Source organism: Lutispora sp. QWL-02 (assembly GCF_058315355.1).
In genome coordinates this window covers 2,987,918-3,005,251 of record NZ_CM177762.1, presented here as the reverse complement: position 1 = coordinate 3,005,251, position 17,334 = coordinate 2,987,918, and the positions used below count along the sequence as shown (strand labels likewise).

Genomic DNA, 17,334 nt, shown 5'->3' with positions numbered 1-17,334 from the left:
AGCCCTGATGAGCTGCTTCAGAACGATAACTATTTTAACTCTATAACCTCTATAGCTTTCCCATTTAGAAGATTTATTTTTACCTCACTGTTTATGACCAAATCCGTTGGTTCTGCGTCACTATCAAGCATATCAAAGGAAGTGTCTGCAGTAATGTCAAATTTCATCTGTGACTTATCTACTAATAGTGTGATGCTTTTTACTTTCTTGCTTGCAATTTCTATATTTCTAATTTTGCCTTCATAGGTTTCTTCAAAATTAACTGCGTCTATGCGAACTACCCTATTGTTTAATAGTTCAAGGTCTACTTTCATGCCAAATTGTAATTTTGAAAGCTCTGATGCTTCGCCGTCAAGAGTGATATCCGCATTTTCTTCAATAGAATAGGTAGTAAATCTATTTTCATATTTTACCCTTACCTGTTTTTTTGCTGCATCCACTAGCTGGATAATACCTTCAGCATCCTTCACTTCATAATCTGCAGATATTTTAGTCACTAAATCATTTGATATAGTGAGTTTTACCTTCATACCAGATTTTAAATCATCAAGGGCTTTTTCCTTATTGTTGATATATACCGGTGCGTCTTCTGACATTTCATATTTTGTAAGTACGGAATTAGTTCCTGCCTTTATATATATATAGGCACCATCTGTTTTGGAGAAAATTCCACTTGCTGTAGTTGCTTCATCCTTCAAAGCTTCAATGGATTTTTGAACTAAAACATTTCCGTTTTCATCTACAAAGTTTACTCTGAATATATTGTCAAAGCTGTCAAATTTAACAACAGTATAGGGATAAGTCAGTGCTTGAGTTACAGATGAGTATTTATCCGGCTCTGTTTCTTTGACAACTGCTTCAACAATATATTTCCCGTTTAGCTTATATCTTTGAATATCCTCGATTTCTATGTTGTAGCCTCCGGTATTCTTTCTGCCCATGAAGGCTGCAAGATATATAGCATCATTATACTTATAAGCTTTATACCCTTTTGTTGCTCTCGAAGTGTCAATATATTTTTGTATAGAAGCAGGAAGCTTGCTATAGTTTACATCAGTAAAATCTATATCTTCTCTATATTCACTATAGTCATCGTCATCATCATCTGTATAGCCGATTACTTCGATGAATATAACTTGCTTGTCACTGCCAAGTACTACATCAAGAACATCGCCTTCAGATAAATCATATATGTCTGTATATTCGTTGTCCTTATATACTATTACATTATCTATAGTTTTATAGTATACTGTTTTACCATTATATCTCACGGTCAATTTATTATTGATATCATCATAAGACTTAAAGACAACTTTTGCTTCATTTTGATTATCATCATAATTATCAAGGTAGTCGCCGGCTTTGTCGATCAATACTGCAATTTCTGCTCTTGTCAAAGGTTCATTGGGTTTAAACTGTTTGTTTTCGTTGCCTGTCATTATGCCAAGATCATTTATCAAATAAACATAGCCTCTGGATGCTTTAGGAACCGCATCAGCATCTTTGAAATCAAGCTTGCTGTCCATATACTTTTCAGCATCTTTTGCTTTGCCTATCGCTCTTACCAAGTATTTTGCTAATTCATGGCGTTTTATAGGCTGATTCGGATTGAAGCCTTTGATTTCCTCAGGCAGCAAAATACCCTTATCAACGGCTACAAATAGATAACCCCAGCCCCACTGAAGGCCCCACTGTTTTTCATATTGAGTTAGAGATGAATGAATCCTATCATTCTTTTTGGACTCATCTTCATTACCTGTGAGCTTCAATATCAATGTTAAAGCTTCCATATTTGTAACTTTATTTTGGGGCTTATAGCTTTTGTCCGAATAGCCGCTTATGATGCCTTTTGCCCCAAGCTTTTCAATAGCTTTCATTGCCCAGGCCATATTTTCCATATAATCTTTTGAGTCGCAAAATTTGAAGTTTAAATTCCCCGGGTTTAGCTTTGGGTTCTTTGATTTGCTGGTTTTACCCATATTGATAGTCATTTTTCCCTTTACTTCTAGTTTTGCCTTATCACTGTCAGCATAAGCCAGAACAGGAGTCGTAACCGCTGATATAGCTATGGCAGCCGATAAGCATAAGGCTGTAATCTTCATATTTTTCATTGTCAATCTCCTCCTTATTAGTTTTTTTTAACTATTTGCTATACAATACGCAACACAGTATAATTTTAGGTAACAATGTAAATTAGGCTCCAAAATAAAAAAAAAGCCGTATTAATATAATAAGAAGTCGGGTGATGATATTGCTCAAAAATCCATTTAAAAAAGAAAAGGACATTCATGATAGAGTCCTAATGAGTAAAAATGGTGATTTATGTGAAAGAAATGGACTTATACAGGACTATAAGCCTTTTATTATAAATGTAGTAAGTAAAGAGACCGGGAGATTTGTTTCTGATGGTGACAGTGATGAACTGAGCGTAGGCCTGATAGCTTTTAATGAAGCAATAGACAGGTTTGATATTGAAAGATCGAGATCTTTTTTAAGCTTTGCAGAAAGAGTAATAAAGAATAGGCTTATTGATTTCTATAGAAAGGAAAAAAAGAATTTTGATACAATTCCTATCTCATATTTAAATGAGATCTATGAAGGCGAAGATATAGAAGAGAGATTATTTGTAGATAGCAGTCAATGGGAAAACCAAGATGTTTCAGAAGAGATGGAAGATTTTATAAAAAAACTGCATGGCTTCGGGATCTCAATAGAAGATTTGGTTGAAAGCAGTCCAAAGCATTTAGATTCCAGGAAGAATTCAGCAAGAATTGCCTCGCAAATAGTCAAGGACGAAATCCTAATGAAAAAAATTATGGACAGCAGAAAAATCCCGGTTGCAGAGATTGAAAGAAATTTACATATCAGCAGAAAAGTGTTGCATAAAAATAAAAAATTTATTCTGGCTGTATGCCTTATACTGCTGAGCAATAATGAAATAATAAAAGGCTATGTGTATAACTTGCTGAAGGAAGTGGAATAGATGAGAAAAGGCGTGGTAATTAAATTGAACAGGGACAGAGCAACTTTAATGGCTGAAGATTGCACATTTTGCGATATTAAAGCTTTTAAAGGGATGTACCAGGGCATGGAGATATGCTTTAATGACGTGGATATTTTGAAAAGAAGGCTTGTTTTTAGAGCTAATAGATATGTCAATGCTGCATGCTTTATGCTTTTGGTTTTCTGCAGCTATCTTTTCCTCAGCTTCTATCAAGAAAACATAGCTGCATATGCCTATGTAGGTATTGATATCAATCCAAGCATCGAACTTGCCTTGAATAAGAAAGGAATAATTATTGGCAGCAGGGGATTGGATGAGGAAGGTAAAGAATTGCTGGATAAAATAAATATAAAAAAAATGGATGGCGTTGAAGGCGTTAAACAAATAATTGCGAAGACCATCGATATGAATTACCTGGATAAGGATGACAGCAATGAAATAACCTTGTACGCAATTATGGAAAAAGAAAACCATCAAAGCGGGAATGAACTGATAGAAATAATGGAAAATGCTATAAAGGAAGAAGTAGTAGCTCATAGCATAGATGGAAAAATCAATGCATTTGTTTCTGATAAAAAGGTTAAGGATAAAGCTGATAAAATGGGAGTATCAGTAGTGCAGTATATATCTAAAGATGCAAAGTCTGATAAATCAGAAGATAAAGGGGACAAAGCACCTAAAGATAAAAGCGATAAAGGAGACAAAGCATCGAAAGGTAAAAGCGATAAAGGGGACAAAGCATCGAAAGGTAAAAGCGATAAAGGAGACAAAGCACCTAAAGATAAAAGCGATAAAGGAGACAAAGCATCGAAAGGTAAAAGCGATAAAGGAGACAAAGCTGCTAAAGATAAGAAAGAGAAAGATAGCAATAAAAATGACAATGTTAAAAAGAATAAGCCCGATAATCCTGAGGATAATGGGAAAAAGTATGAACTTAATAAAAACAAAGAAAAGGATATAAGCAAACCTAAATTAGAGCAAAAGGATAAGCCTAACAAGCAAGATAATGAAAAAGTAAAGGGCAGCAGCAATAAAGATCCAAAAAATAAAAATTGACAAGTCTAAAGATTTGTGTTAATTTTAGTTAAGTACCTTTAAACTAGTCCAGTGAGGCTGGGAAGGTGATGAATAATTGGCTTACTTATGTTATTATCAACCTTCCAGCTGATGTTGGAAGGTTTTTTGTACTGCCTTTAAACTAGTCCTGTGAGACTAAGAAGGAGGAGAGATTATGAATTTAAAAGGAAGACATCTTATTGATCCGGGAGATTTTTCATTATCAGAGCTGGATTCAGTTTTTAGTCTGGCGGAAAAAATGATTGAAAATGGGGAAGAATTCTCTCAAATATGCAAAGGGAAGATACTCGCAACTTTATTTTATGAGCCAAGCACGAGAACACGTCTAAGCTTTGAGGCAGCTATGCTTAGAATGGGAGGAAAGGTACTTGGCTTTTCTGATGCCAATGTAAGCTCGGCAGCTAAAGGTGAAAGCATGGCAGATACCATAAGGGTTATATCTTCTTATGCTGATATCGCTGTAATAAGACATCCGAAGGAAGGTGCACCGAGATTGGCATCCAAGTATTCCGATATACCTGTGATAAATGGAGGTGACGGAGGACATCAGCATCCAACCCAGACCTTAACGGATCTGCTGACCATAAAGATGCTCAAAGGATCCATATCAGGAAATACTGTGGCTTTCTGCGGTGATTTAAAGTTTGGAAGAACGGTCCACTCTTTGATTAAGACCTTGTCAAGATATTCCGATAATAAATTTATACTTGTTTCACCCAATGAATTGAGACTGCCTGATCATATTAAGCACGTGCTGCAGAATGAAGCACATGCAGAGATATTAGAAACAGAAGACTTAGAAGCCATAATCAACAACATAGATATTCTATATATGACAAGGATTCAAAAAGAAAGATTTTTTAATGAAGCTGATTATGTAAGGCTTAAGGATAGTTATATATTGAACCGAAGCAAGCTCAGGGACTCTAAAAAGGATATGCTGGTAATGCACCCCCTTCCAAGGGTGAATGAAATAAGCTATGACGTCGATGATGATGAGAGAGCTGCTTATTTTAAACAAGCCCGATTTGGCGTATATGCCAGAATGGCACTGATGGCATCACAATTGGGGGTGAATATCAATGCTTAAAGTTGAAAGCATCCATTATGGAATAGTGATCGACCATATAACTCAAGGAAAAGGTAAAAAAATATTTGACAAGCTGAACCTTGGTGAAGCTGATTTCCCTGTGGTGCTGCTTAGAAATGTAACGAGCAGCAAATACGGTAAAAAGGATATCATTAAAATTGAAAACTGCATAGATGTTGATATGACCATATTAGGCCTCATTGATCCAAATGTAACCATAAATATAGTTGAAAATGAAACAATAACTAAAAAGATGAAGGTTGAGATACCAAAGGAAGTCCATGGATTGTTTAAATGTAAAAACCCCCGCTGCATAAGCAATGCGGAGGATAATATCAGCCCGCTTTTCAAATTGGTTAAAGTCAATGGGACAGTAGAGTATTCATGTGAATATTGCGAGGAGCATACGTCCTATATGCTATAAAAGGATATATTTCAATGCAAGCTCGGCTGTATTGACGATTGAGTCTTTGTGAGTCCTTTCATAGGAATGTGACGCATATACTCCCGGTCCTATAAGGCCGAACTTGATATCAAATCCGGATTTTAGGGCAGCACCTGCATCAGAACCGTAGTGAGGATATATATCTACCTTATAATCTATATCATTATCCTTTGCCAGCTTAACAAGGCGGCTTCTAAGGCTAAAGTCATAGGGGCCGCCGCTGTCTTTAGCGCATATTGATACGGCATATTCGGTTGAATTCTGTCCTGTTCCGGGAGCACCCATGTCAAGGCACAATAGCTCTTTAACACTGGGCATAAGACCAAAGCTTGCCCCATGTCCAACCTCTTCATAGTTGGTTATAAGGATTTGCACTGAATTTTCCAGGAATATATCGTTATCAATGATATGCTTGCACAATCCTGCTAAAATAGCAACGCTCGCTTTATCATCCAAATGCCTGGATTTAATAAAACCGCTTTTGGTATATTCAAATCTAGGATCAAAAGTGATAAAATCGCCGACTTCAATGCCCAGCTCAGCTACATCATCAGCAGAAAATACTTTTTCATCGATTACGATTTCCATATTTTCCAAGCTTCTTTCCAAGGTTTTGGAATCCTCATGGATATGTACTGATGGCTTAATTGTATGAATTGTACCTGTGTGCAAAGTGTTTTTGGAAGTGTGGATGAAACAGTTTTCGCATTCAACAGAATCCATGGAATACCCGCCTATAGTTGCAAATGAAATTCTGCCGTTTTCCTTGACTCTTTTTACCATGGCTCCCAGCGTATCCGTATGAGCAGCTAAAGCTTTTTGCGGTGCTGGATTTTTCCCCGGTATCAAGGCTGACAAAGAGCCCTTATTTGTTAAGCTTGTGCCGATACCAAAGGACTTCAGCTCTTCTTCGATCAATGCTATTGCATTTTGAGTAAAACCCGAAGGGCTGGGTGTCTCACATAATTTTTTCATAAAGGATACAATATAGTCAATGTTCATTTTGCATCGCCTCCATTTCTTAACAAAATCATTATAGCATAAAGTAAGAGAAGAGTGGAACCGGATGATTATTCAGAATATTTAGACTTATTTACGAATATATGGTATTATAAAATAAAAGGGGTGATTTATATGAGGTTACCATTACTAAATATAGGCATGTCTAAAACTATCCAAAAGAAAATAACCGAAGAAGACACCGCACTGTATTTCGGCAGCGGCTCCATAAAGGATCTGCTGGCTACGCCCGTACTATCGGCCTTGATGATCGAAGCTGCGGTTTCTGTAGTAGACCCCCTTCTCCCGGACAATTACATCACTATCGGCAAATTTTTAAGCATCGATCATTTCCAGCCGACGGTAAAGGATATGACGGTTACGGTCAATGCTTCCATATCAGAGATTGAAAATAACAGAATCGTTTTCCAACTTAAAGCATACGATGAGCTAGGCGAGATTGGCAGCGGACATCATGAAAGGCATATTGTCAATCATGGCTTGCTCAGAGAAAAGGTCAGCAAGAGAATAGAAGGATTACAGCCTCAACCATAAATATGACAAGATTAAGGGTTATATTTTAAACTCTACTCTAACAACTTTCCCGATTATATTAATATTTTTCTGGTTCGATAGAATGGGCTGATATTCATGATTGTCTGCATAAAGAAGAATATCTTCCTTGTCTAGAAAAGCTATACGCCTGATATAGCATTTGTTTTTCTCCATATATAATATTATATCCCCGTTTCTTATGGAATCTGTGATAAAGACAAGAGCCAGATCACCTTTTGAAATTCTTGAATTAGCCATGGCATTATCCTGTGCAATATAATAAACAAATTCTCCATCGGGAACATTGGCTGCCTTGTTTTGAAAAACCGGCTCATATTTGTAATCCACTATATCATTTTTATTAGGAAAATCCTTTACTGAGGTTATTTTATCAATAACGGGAATCTTTCTGACAGCCTTGGACAATGCTGATGATATGGCATTATCATCCTCAGAAGGTTTTCTATCAGTAATTTTGTGCTTTAGGTTTTTAGGTTCATTTTTTTCATCATCATCTTCAAAGTATTGGGAAAAATATGAGGGTTCAAGCAAGTCAACGCTTATACCAAGGGCTTTAGAAATAGATTCAATAAGCTTTTGATTGGGAATCTTTTTCCCAGACTCAATATCAGCCAAGTATTGTTCAGTAACCCCGGACTTCTTGGCAAGCTCTTTTAAAGACAAATTCTTCTTATTTCTTGTGTTTCTTATATTTGTACCAATGATACTCATCTAAAAGCCTCCATTATTAATGTTGATTCCTCTGCAATCGTTGTTGGTATGAGCAACAGAGATTCACAAATGAGTCATTGCAGTAGACTCAATGTTAAAAAAAACTAATAAGCCATAAAATAAATTTACTTGTAAATGCATATTATTTATATTATCATAATATCACTATAGATGAAAGCTTGGTAAATAATTGTAAACTTTTTGTAACAGCCTGAAACATTATTTATTTTTTTACGTCTATGTAGTATAATAACATAATAAAAATTGAATAATGCTCATACTTTCGCTGAATTCCTTTGAGAGGAAACGGGGGAACCAATAATATGGGGTGAATCCCACTTTTGTGGGTAGGGCCATTCTCTTTCGGTCCGAATCCGTCAGCTAACCTCGTAAGCGTGGGAAGAGGAGGTTTGGGTGTATAAGGTCTATACGCTTTATGAAGTGTATTGAAAAAACCTTAAGCCGTGGATTCCTCCGCGGCTTTTTTTATAGCTCCTGCCTCCCCTGACAATCTTATATTTTACTAATAAATAAAAGGAGGTATAACTATGGTTGTAGTTAACAGAACCAGTGTAGAACTGAATCACTTTATATTGAAAAAGCTTCTAAGAGTGAGGAAAGCAAACAAAAATGATTTGAATGAAATATATGGCATAGCCTGCTCTGTGGGCAGCTCAGAAAAAATATCCGAGCAAGGTTTTTTGGTGGATGATTATAGAGCCAATCCTAAGTTTTATAAGAAGAAGCTATTGAAAGGTATCAACAGCCTTGATCACTTCTATGTTGCTGAATATGATAAGATATATGGTTTTATGATGACATATACGAAAGAGCAATGGCTGGAAGATAATCCGGATTGGCTTGCGGATGTGTATTGGAGACCGGATTTTGATAAAAGCAAGCTGGATAATTTCGTTGTCGTAGATAAAACCGCTATAAAGGCAGATTTGACAGGGCAAGGTATAGGCAGTCTTATTTATACAAGATTATTATCTGATCTAAAAAGTGAGGGTGTCCACAATATTTTCGCGGAGACAATAATAAGTCCCCAACCTAATTTTGCTTCTCTTCAGTTCAGAAAAAAGCAAAAATACAGCCTTGCCGGAATGCGATATGAAAATTATAACGATAATTTATATACAGATCTGATATATCACAAGAAGGTAGAATAATGAATATAATAAAAGCACCCCAAAAGGGGTGCTTTTATTATATTCATTATTCAATTATCTTCCAGACATGCTTCTTTCAGCCTGTTCTATCATCTTCTTAACCATGTTTCCGCCAACTCTTCCGGCATCCCTTGATGCTAAATCACCATTGTAACCTTCCTTAAGGTTTACACCTACTTCAGAAGCTACTTCAAATTTCATTCTATCGAGAGCGGCTGTAGCTTGAGGTACTACTTTACGATTTGTTCTTGCCATTAATATCACCTCCTGCTATTATATTTTACTTTTTTAATTAAAATATTAGTGTTATATTTTGCATACGCTGCTAAGTATTTCTTAGGAAAGTATTTATATTTAAAATAAAAAGTACCATGGCCAAGAAAAAACGATATATTATGCATATTTCCCGATAAATCCTTGAATAATGAAAATAAAGATGAAATAAGGCTCTTTAATTTAAACTATCAGTATGATATAAATAATATATGAAAGTCAAAGAAAGTCAAAGTCAAAGGGGATGAGGATTATGGATATTAACAAGCTGACACAAAAAGCCCAAGAAGCAGTTTTCGAAGCACAGAACCTGGCGATCAAGCTTAGCCATCAATCTATAGATGCAGAGCATTTGCATCTTGTTTTGCTGTCGCAAAAGGATAGCTTGATTTCAAAAATATTGACCAAAATGAATATTCCATTTGATTTTTATTATAAGGATTTAAATGATGAATTATTCAAAATGCCGAAGGTATATGGCAGCAATAGCAATGTTTCAATCACCAGAAGATTTGAAGAAGTATTTATAAAGGCCGAGGAAGAGGCCAAAAAGTTTAAGGATGATTTTATTAGCGTTGAGCATCTTTATTTAGCTATTATAGATGAAAGAAATAGCCCTTCAGAGAGAATAACGAAAAAATATGGTGTAAACAGAGAAAGATTTCTAAAAGAATTGTCCTTGATCAGAAGCAATCAAAGGATCACCAGTCAAAATCCCGAAGAAACCTATGAAGCCCTGGAAAGATTCGGGAGGGATTTGGTTGAAGATGCGAAGAAAGGAAAGCTTGATCCTGTTATCGGGAGGGATTCCGAGATACGGCGCATCATAAGGATACTTTCAAGAAGAACAAAAAATAATCCGATATTGATAGGCGAGCCGGGAGTGGGCAAAACTGCAGTAGCCGAAGGGCTGGCTCAGAGAATTATGAAGGGTGATGTGCCTGAGGGCTTGAAGGGCAAAAGCATATTTTCCCTGGATATGGGAGCGCTTATTGCCGGAGCAAAATATCGCGGAGAGTTTGAAGAAAGGCTGAAAGCAGTTTTAAAAGAGATTGAGGGTTCCAATGGCAGGATAATACTTTTTATTGATGAGATACACAATATCGTTGGAGCGGGCAAGACAGAAGGCGCTATGGATGCCGGGAACCTTTTGAAGCCTATGCTTGCAAGGGGCGAGCTCCATTGCATAGGTGCGACAACCATGGATGAATATAGGAAATATATAGAGAAGGATGCCGCGTTGGAGAGGAGATTTCAACCCGTTGTGGTTGATCCTCCTACAGTAGAAGATACCATATCGATTCTAAGGGGATTGAAAGAAAAGTTTGAGATACATCATGGAGTCAGGATACAGGATAATGCTTTAATATCCGCTGCAGTTTTATCAAACAGATATATAAGCGACAGATTCCTGCCTGATAAGGCAATCGACTTGGTAGATGAAGCAGCAGCTATGCTTAGGACAGAGATTGACAGCATGCCTGCGGAGCTCGATGAAATAATGAGAAGAATAATGCAGCTTGAGATAGAGAGGGAAGCATTAAAAAAGGAAGATGACAAACAGTCCATGGAAAGACTAGAAATGCTGAATAAGGAGCTCTCGGATCTGAAGGGCCGAAGCGATGTTATGAAAGCACAGTGGGAACTGGAAAAAGCGGGTATTAAAAGCATAAGGGAAACAAAAAAAGAAATTGAAAGTGTTAAAGCTCAGATAGAAAAAGCTGAGCTGGAATATGATTTAAACAAGGTAGCTGAACTTAAGTATGGCAAGCTCACAGCCCTGGAAAGAAAGCTGAATGAAGAAAAGCTCAAGCTGGAGGGTTTGCAAAAAGGAGAGCAGCTCCTGAAAGAAGAAGTGACAGATGATGAGATATCGGAAATAATTTCAAAATGGACCGGAATTCCGGTGACCAGGCTTATGGAGAATGAGAAAGATAAGCTCCTGCGATTGGATGAAGTGCTGCATGAAAGGGTTATCGGCCAGGATGAGGCCGTATCCGCAGTAGCAGATGCGGTGATCAGGGCGCGAAGCGGCCTGAAGGACCCAAGGAAGCCTATAGGATCATTTATATTTTTAGGACCTACAGGAGTGGGTAAGACGGAGTTGGCAAGAACCTTGGCTCAAGCACTGTTTGATACCGAAGATAATATGGTCCGTATAGATATGTCCGAATACATGGAGAAGCATACCGTATCCAGACTTATAGGAGCTCCTCCCGGCTATATAGGATATGATGAAGGCGGGCAGCTGACAGAAGCGGTGAGAAGAAAGCCTTATACCGTAATACTATTTGATGAGATCGAAAAAGCCCATCACGATGTTTTTAACATCCTGCTGCAGATACTGGATGATGGAAGAGTTACCGACAGTCACGGTCATGTGGTTGATTTCAAGAATACGGTCATCATAATGACCTCAAATATCGGCAGCTCACATCTGCTGGAAGGCATAGGCAAAAAAGGAGCATTGGATGATAAGATACAGGATGCTGTTGTAGCTGAGATGAAAAAGTATTTCCGGCCTGAGTTTTTAAATAGAGTTGATGATATAGTATTCTTTAAGCCCTTAAGCAAAGATGAGATATTAAAAATAATCGATTTGCAGTTTGACCGCATTGCTCAGCGCTTGAAGGACAGAGAGATAGAAATCCGATTGAGCGAAGATGCCAAGAATTTGATTCTTGAAAATGCATACGATCCTATATATGGAGCAAGGCCTATAAAGAGGTATTTGCAAAAGAGCATCGAAACATTTATAGGCAGGGCATTGATTTCCGGCGAAATTGCAGAAGGTCAAAAGGTATTGATCAGCAGGGACGGAGATAAACTGAATTTCAAAAAGCTGTAAGGCTGCTTCAGGCAAAGATCATCTCCACTGGATATATTCTGGCAGAGATGATTTTTCCTTCCTTCTATATGATATAATTCAAAATATATGGATTAATACAATACTGTTTGGAGGGGATAATATGAGTACCATAATAAAAAATCAAGAGTCATTGGAATGGATTAGGAATTCTAAGCATAGGGATGTATTCCTTAGGCATCTGACCACTTCCAAAGAAAATGACAGATTGTCAGCTCATATAGTTAGAATAGAAAAGGGTGGAGAAATTGTGCCTCATACCCACGAAATACTTGAGGTGTTTTATATAATGAAAGGTGAAGGCCTAGCTCTGGCAAATAGAGAAAGAGTAAAGACTGCAGCCGGAGATTGCATTATAGCCCATCCGGGAGAAGAGCATGGGCTTATTAACACAGGTGAAGGGGAAATACTTTTATATTCAGTGTTTTCACCGGCGAATTGTTGATTAAGGCGGAGATCAAATGAAGGATATAAGGATCACTGAAAATGAAGCAGGCCAAAGGCTGGATCGATTCCTAAGGAAGCTGTTGAAAAAAGCATCCTTGAGTGAAATATACAAAGACATAAGAACAGGCAAGATAAAAGTAAACGGCAAGAGATCCAGGGAAGCCAATATGCTTGCTGTTGGAGACATAGTTACTTTGAGCAATATTGATATGGGAGTCGAGCCCCTGTTCAAAAAGAAGGATACCAAATGCGGAGATATCAAAATAGTTTATGAGGATGAAAATATTATAATCGTTGATAAGCCTGCCGGACTGCTAAGCCATCCTCAAAGCGCCCAGGATAAGGATACGCTTATATACAGGGTACAGCACTATTTAGAATCTGCTGAAGGGTTCAGCACCTCCCCAACCTTTTCGCCGGCTATATGCAACAGGTTGGATAGAAATACTGCAGGTTTGGTTATCGCTGCAAAAAATTACAAAAGCCTCAAAGCCGTCAACGAGATGATAAGGGAGAGAAGCCTAAGAAAGCTTTATCTGTGTGCCGTAAAGGGCATTACGGAAGTAAATGGGGAAATAATAGGCCTGCTGGAAAAGGATGAAAGCAGCAGAAAAACATTTTTAGCAAGGGAAGAGGATGATAGAGGGAAGGAAGCCAGAACGTATTATGAGAAAAAGTGTGATAATGGTGAATACTCCTTGCTCTTGGTCGAACTGGTCACGGGGAGATTCCATCAAATAAGGGCTCATCTATCAAATATCGGCCATCCTGTAATAGGCGACGCCAAATATGGAGATAAAAGGGTCAATGAATATTTTAAGAAGAGGTTTGGGCTGAACCATCAACTTCTACTGGCTCATATATTAAATTTCAATAATCCTCCTCAAGAGCTTCAATACTTAAAAAACAAGACATGGCACAGCAGCATGCCGCAAGAATATGAAGCAATAATTAAGCATCTCTTCGGCCAGCGAACACTATAGGAAGACGGAACATTACAGAGGACTTCATATAAAGTCAATATCCTATCTCGAATAAATAGGGATTAATGGCTATTGGGAGCTATAACAACGGCTATGGAAGGCTGAGCACCGAGAAAAGATTCTAAAAATAGTATATAATTAATCTATAAAGTGAATTAAATGCTTTCAGAATTTCGGAGGTGTTTATCAAGGTTGAAAGGCATTTTATTATTATCAAAGTCGGATTTAAAGCGAGGTGTTATGATGAAGGATAATAATAAAGCATTACTTTCAAAACCGGAAGCCTACCAGAACATAATCAGACTATTAAAGCTACAAGAGCGGTTGTCTTCTGACGAGACATTGAAGCATGCAAAGCAGATGCAAAATGGAAGTAAGAGCTGTACAGCAGTTAATCCAATAATTTAAGATAAAAAGCAGATGATTTATCTGCTTTTTATCTTTTTGCCTTGTACATTTTATGATATATGTATTAGAATTATTATGGTTGATTATATAGTGAATTTATCCTATTAGGGAATAGGGGAAGTCTATATGAAAAAAAATATACCATACTTTCAGTGCGTGGCTGTAATAGTAACTTTGAGCGTTTCTCTGATTCTTAATATATTTGTTTTTAATAAACCATTGTATTTTGGACTTATTATAGGGTTAATTGCATCATTTATTGTTGGAATTATTAACGGATATAATATAAGGACATTGATCAATTTTGCATATGCAGGTCTGAAAAAAAGCTCCAAGGTATTGATCATGCTATCAATGATAGCTATGCTGATAGGCATATGGAAAGTCGGCGGTGTAATACCTGCTATGCTGTATTACAGCTTTGGAATGATAAATGAGAGGATATTTCTTGTATCGTCATTTATTATATCCTCAGCAATATCTATGCTCATGGGAACTTCTACCGGTACGGTGAGCACTGTGGGTATCGTATTGATCGGATTAGGAAGTGCAATGAATATACCGCTTCCCGCTATAGCCGGCACCATAATATCCGGAGCCTTTTTTGGGGATAGGACCTCGCCTATCTCAAGTGTTTTCAATCTTGTTTCAACCATGACCGAAACAAGCCCCCATGAAAATTCGAAGTATTTTATGAAAACTATATCTATAGGAGCGGTGTTAAGCATTATTTTTTATTTTGTCATAGGGCTGAATTATACAGGCATGAACTCTAATGCTCATAATATTATAGATTATAAAAATTTGATGACTCAATATGCCAACATATCGCCTCTGCTTTTGATACCTCCTGTAATATTGATAGTTTTCTATGTCTTTAAGCTTACGGCCTTATATACAATGGCAGCATCAGTGGCTATTGGAACAATTTTCTCCATTGTTTATCAGCGGATTTCTGCTATTGAAGTGGTAAAGGCGGCAGTTATGGGATTCCATCCCTCAATGCCTGCCGAATATAGCGTTGTTCTGGCCGGAGGAGGACTTGTTTCCTTTAAAACCATGTTCATTGTGCTTGTTTGTGCCACCTCATTAAACGGAGTATTTGAAGGGACCAAAATGGTAGAAACCTTGATTGAGCCCATATTGAAGAAGATTAAAACATCAAGAGAGCTTATGCTCTTTACCATAGGGTTTAGTATTGTTTCCGCATTGTTTATGTGCAATCAAGTGATATCAATAATAGTACCATCAGGAGTGTTGATGCAGAGATATAAAGATATGGGAATTGACAAAAAAGAATTTGCCAGATTGCTTTCAGACTCAGGAGTCATGGTGAGCTCCATAATACCATGGAATGTTGCGGCTTTAACGCCGGCATCCATCATGGGGGTATCGGTAATAAGCTATTTGCCCTATGCATTTTTATCATATATCATGCCTATAATATCAGCAGTAAGCATACTATTTTTTCAAAATAATAGTTTAGCATTTAAAAGAGGGAATATGAATGAAGAATCACATAGTTAAGTTAGGTATGAGCAAAAAAACATTGATAGCATATTTGAAGGAAGATATGTATTTATCCTCAAGAAGAGCTAAGGCCTTAATGGATAAGGGTATTCAAATTAACGGAAAAAAAGCATATGGAGATTCGCGGCTGAAAGACGGCGATCTCCTTATCATTGAAGAAGAGGACCTGCAAAAAGATAATATAGTTCCGCAGAAAATGGAGATTAGCATCTTGTATGAAGATGATGATATATTAGCAGTTGACAAACCGCCTTATATGGTAGTTCATCCAACCAAAAATCACAAGGGAGAAACTCTGGCAAATGGCTTGAGATACTATTTCGATGAGAATAATATAAATGAGCCTGTGAGGTTTTTTAACAGGATTGATATGAATACTTCAGGAATAGTTATTATACCAAAAAGTTCTCAAATACACAGCCTTATGGATAGATATTCTGCCGATAGCCTTGAAAAGAAATATTTGGCGGTGGTTTCGGGTATACCAAAGAATAAAAAAGGCAGGATAGAATCTTTTGTAAGCGATCATCCGGATGAGGTCGGCAAAAGATATATATCTGATGAGGGAAAATTTGCAGTTACTGAATATGAGGTATTAGAAGCCTATACTTCTGCATCGCTTTTAGCCATATCTATAAAAACCGGGAGAACTCATCAAATAAGGGTTCATTTGAGCGGCCTGGGACATCCTATATTAGGCGACATCCTATATGGAGGAGACGATGATAGAATAAAGAGACAGGCTCTTCATGCCTCTGAACTCAGTTTCACCCATCCGGTCAAAAATGAGCGTATAGTTATTAAATCCCAGCTTCCTTCGGATATTTTGCTGCTGCTGAAAGGGCTTAAGGAGGCTTTATTAAATTGAAGGATCATAATGAATATATCATTGATGAACAATATTCAGGCAGATGCATAAAGGATTTTCTGATAAATAAATTAGGAGTTTCCCATAGGAACTTGGTCAATATGAAAAGGAATTCGTCTATACTATTAAACGGCGAAGCAGCCTATGTCAATGCAAAGCTTACAATGGGCGACAGGCTTGAGGTTTTTTTAGTGGACAAGGAATCAGAAAATATTTTACCGGAAGCTTTTGATCTGGATATAATTTATGAAGATGATTATATTATTGCTGTAAATAAAGAAGCGGGAATGCCGGTGCATCCTACAAAGGGGCATTTTACCGGAACAGTTGCCAATGCTTTGGTATACTACTGGCGGAATAAGCGGAAAGATATTAAGATAAGACCTATAAACAGGCTTGACAAAGATACATCAGGGCTTGTACTTTTTGCAAAAAATTCTCATGTTCAATATATGATGTCCAAAGAGAAATTTTCATTTCATAAGGAGTATATTGCTATTGCCGAGGGCTTGATTGAAAAGGAAGCAGATATCATCGACTTGCCTATTAAGAGAGAAAGCTATCACACTATAAGGCGCATAATAAGCAAGGACGGGCAAAGAGCAGTTACTTCTTATGAGGTGATAAAAAAGAGTGAAGCAGCAACTTTGCTGAGGATCAACCTTATCACAGGGCGCACACATCAGATAAGAGTCCACATGTCTTATTCGGGTCACCCCCTGTTAGGCGATGAGTTATACGGGGGCAGCAGAGAGATAATACAAAGGCAGGCGCTCCATGCTGAAAAGATTTTTTTTATTCACCCCGCAATAGGATCAGATATTGAGCTGCATGCCAAAATACCTGAAGATATGATGCTGCTATGTGATATATTGGGCTTTTAGC

General features: G+C 37.4%; 17 protein-coding genes and 1 riboswitch. Of the genes, 13 read left to right on the top strand and 4 right to left on the bottom strand.

Going from position 1 to position 17,334, the window contains the following annotated elements; genetic code table 11:
- Positions 1 to 29: 29 nt before the first annotated feature.
- Entirely contained in the window at positions 30 to 2,111 is a 2,082-nt protein-coding gene (locus tag AC4HCY_RS14285; protein WP_491094445.1) for an S-layer homology domain-containing protein, read from the bottom strand.
- Positions 2,112 to 2,245: 134 nt separating this feature from the next.
- Here AC4HCY_RS14285 and sigI point away from each other — a divergent pair, with 134 nt between their 5' ends.
- The 4 genes from sigI (at position 2,246) to AC4HCY_RS14265 (ending at position 5,595) form a co-directional block, all read left to right on the top strand.
- Positions 2,246 to 2,983 (top strand): RNA polymerase sigma-I factor, encoded by a 738-nt coding sequence (sigI, locus tag AC4HCY_RS14280; RefSeq protein ID WP_323430847.1) that lies wholly within the window; start codon positions 2,246 to 2,248, stop codon positions 2,981 to 2,983.
- Positions 2,984 to 4,060: an anti-sigma factor domain-containing protein gene (locus tag AC4HCY_RS14275; protein WP_491094444.1), complete on the top strand. Its 1,077-nt coding sequence runs from the start codon at positions 2,984 to 2,986 to the stop codon at positions 4,058 to 4,060.
- Between the two features lie 175 nt (positions 4,061 to 4,235).
- The gene (pyrB, locus tag AC4HCY_RS14270; protein WP_323430849.1) at positions 4,236 to 5,171 is read left to right on the top strand and encodes an aspartate carbamoyltransferase; all 936 of its coding nucleotides are present in this window, start codon (positions 4,236 to 4,238) and stop codon (positions 5,169 to 5,171) included.
- Positions 5,164 to 5,595, top strand: a complete 432-nt coding sequence (locus AC4HCY_RS14265; protein WP_323430850.1) for an aspartate carbamoyltransferase regulatory subunit — start codon at positions 5,164 to 5,166, stop codon at positions 5,593 to 5,595. Before pyrB ends, AC4HCY_RS14265 begins: the two co-directional genes overlap by 8 nt.
- Here the strand turns inward: AC4HCY_RS14265 and AC4HCY_RS14260 are convergent.
- Positions 5,590 to 6,618, bottom strand: coding sequence for a M42 family metallopeptidase (locus AC4HCY_RS14260; protein WP_323430851.1), 1,029 nt, complete (start codon positions 6,616 to 6,618; stop codon positions 5,590 to 5,592). The genes AC4HCY_RS14265 and AC4HCY_RS14260 overlap by 6 nt on opposite strands.
- 132 nt (positions 6,619 to 6,750) lie before the next feature.
- Here AC4HCY_RS14260 and AC4HCY_RS14255 point away from each other — a divergent pair, with 132 nt between their 5' ends.
- Entirely contained in the window at positions 6,751 to 7,170 is a 420-nt protein-coding gene (locus AC4HCY_RS14255; RefSeq protein ID WP_323430852.1) for a thioesterase family protein, read from the top strand.
- Positions 7,171 to 7,188: 18 nt separating this feature from the next.
- On the opposite strand, the gene AC4HCY_RS14250 is transcribed toward AC4HCY_RS14255, so the two are convergent.
- Positions 7,189 to 7,902, bottom strand: a complete 714-nt coding sequence (locus AC4HCY_RS14250) for a helix-turn-helix domain-containing protein (protein WP_491094443.1) — start codon at positions 7,900 to 7,902, stop codon at positions 7,189 to 7,191.
- Positions 7,903 to 8,176: 274 nt separating this feature from the next.
- A riboswitch (cyclic di-AMP (ydaO/yuaA leader) is annotated at positions 8,177 to 8,312 on the top strand.
- Between the two features lie 138 nt (positions 8,313 to 8,450).
- Here AC4HCY_RS14250 and AC4HCY_RS14245 point away from each other — a divergent pair.
- On the top strand, positions 8,451 to 9,074 hold the full coding sequence (locus AC4HCY_RS14245) for a GNAT family N-acetyltransferase (protein WP_323430854.1): 624 nt from the start codon (positions 8,451 to 8,453) through the stop codon (positions 9,072 to 9,074).
- A 54-nt stretch (positions 9,075 to 9,128) separates the two neighbouring features.
- Here the strand turns inward: AC4HCY_RS14245 and AC4HCY_RS14240 are convergent, their stop codons facing one another.
- The gene (locus AC4HCY_RS14240) at positions 9,129 to 9,329 is read right to left on the bottom strand and encodes an alpha/beta-type small acid-soluble spore protein (protein WP_323430855.1); all 201 of its coding nucleotides are present in this window, start codon (positions 9,327 to 9,329) and stop codon (positions 9,129 to 9,131) included.
- Positions 9,330 to 9,600: 271 nt separating this feature from the next.
- Here AC4HCY_RS14240 and clpB point away from each other — a divergent pair, with 271 nt between their 5' ends.
- The 7 genes from clpB to AC4HCY_RS14205 all read left to right on the top strand — a co-directional run bounded on the left by clpB (position 9,601) and on the right by AC4HCY_RS14205 (position 17,333).
- The gene (gene clpB, locus AC4HCY_RS14235; protein ID WP_323430856.1) at positions 9,601 to 12,195 is read left to right on the top strand and encodes an ATP-dependent chaperone ClpB; all 2,595 of its coding nucleotides are present in this window, start codon (positions 9,601 to 9,603) and stop codon (positions 12,193 to 12,195) included.
- A 121-nt stretch (positions 12,196 to 12,316) separates the two neighbouring features.
- Positions 12,317 to 12,658, top strand: a complete 342-nt coding sequence (locus AC4HCY_RS14230) for a cupin domain-containing protein (RefSeq protein WP_323430857.1) — start codon at positions 12,317 to 12,319, stop codon at positions 12,656 to 12,658.
- 16 nt (positions 12,659 to 12,674) lie between these two features.
- Positions 12,675 to 13,643 (top strand): RluA family pseudouridine synthase, encoded by a 969-nt coding sequence (locus AC4HCY_RS14225; RefSeq protein ID WP_323430858.1) that lies wholly within the window; start codon positions 12,675 to 12,677, stop codon positions 13,641 to 13,643.
- A 192-nt stretch (positions 13,644 to 13,835) separates the two neighbouring features.
- Positions 13,836 to 14,051: a hypothetical protein gene (locus AC4HCY_RS14220; protein WP_323430859.1), complete on the top strand. Its 216-nt coding sequence runs from the start codon at positions 13,836 to 13,838 to the stop codon at positions 14,049 to 14,051.
- A 126-nt stretch (positions 14,052 to 14,177) separates the two neighbouring features.
- Positions 14,178 to 15,578, top strand: a complete 1,401-nt coding sequence (locus AC4HCY_RS14215; protein ID WP_491094442.1) for a Na+/H+ antiporter NhaC family protein — start codon at positions 14,178 to 14,180, stop codon at positions 15,576 to 15,578.
- On the top strand, positions 15,559 to 16,449 hold the full coding sequence (locus tag AC4HCY_RS14210; protein WP_323430861.1) for an RluA family pseudouridine synthase: 891 nt from the start codon (positions 15,559 to 15,561) through the stop codon (positions 16,447 to 16,449). Before AC4HCY_RS14215 ends, AC4HCY_RS14210 begins: the two co-directional genes overlap by 20 nt.
- The gene (locus tag AC4HCY_RS14205) at positions 16,446 to 17,333 is read left to right on the top strand and encodes an RluA family pseudouridine synthase (protein ID WP_323430862.1); all 888 of its coding nucleotides are present in this window, start codon (positions 16,446 to 16,448) and stop codon (positions 17,331 to 17,333) included. The genes AC4HCY_RS14210 and AC4HCY_RS14205 overlap by 4 nt, the downstream gene beginning before the upstream one ends.
- Position 17,334 lies beyond the last annotated feature (1 nt).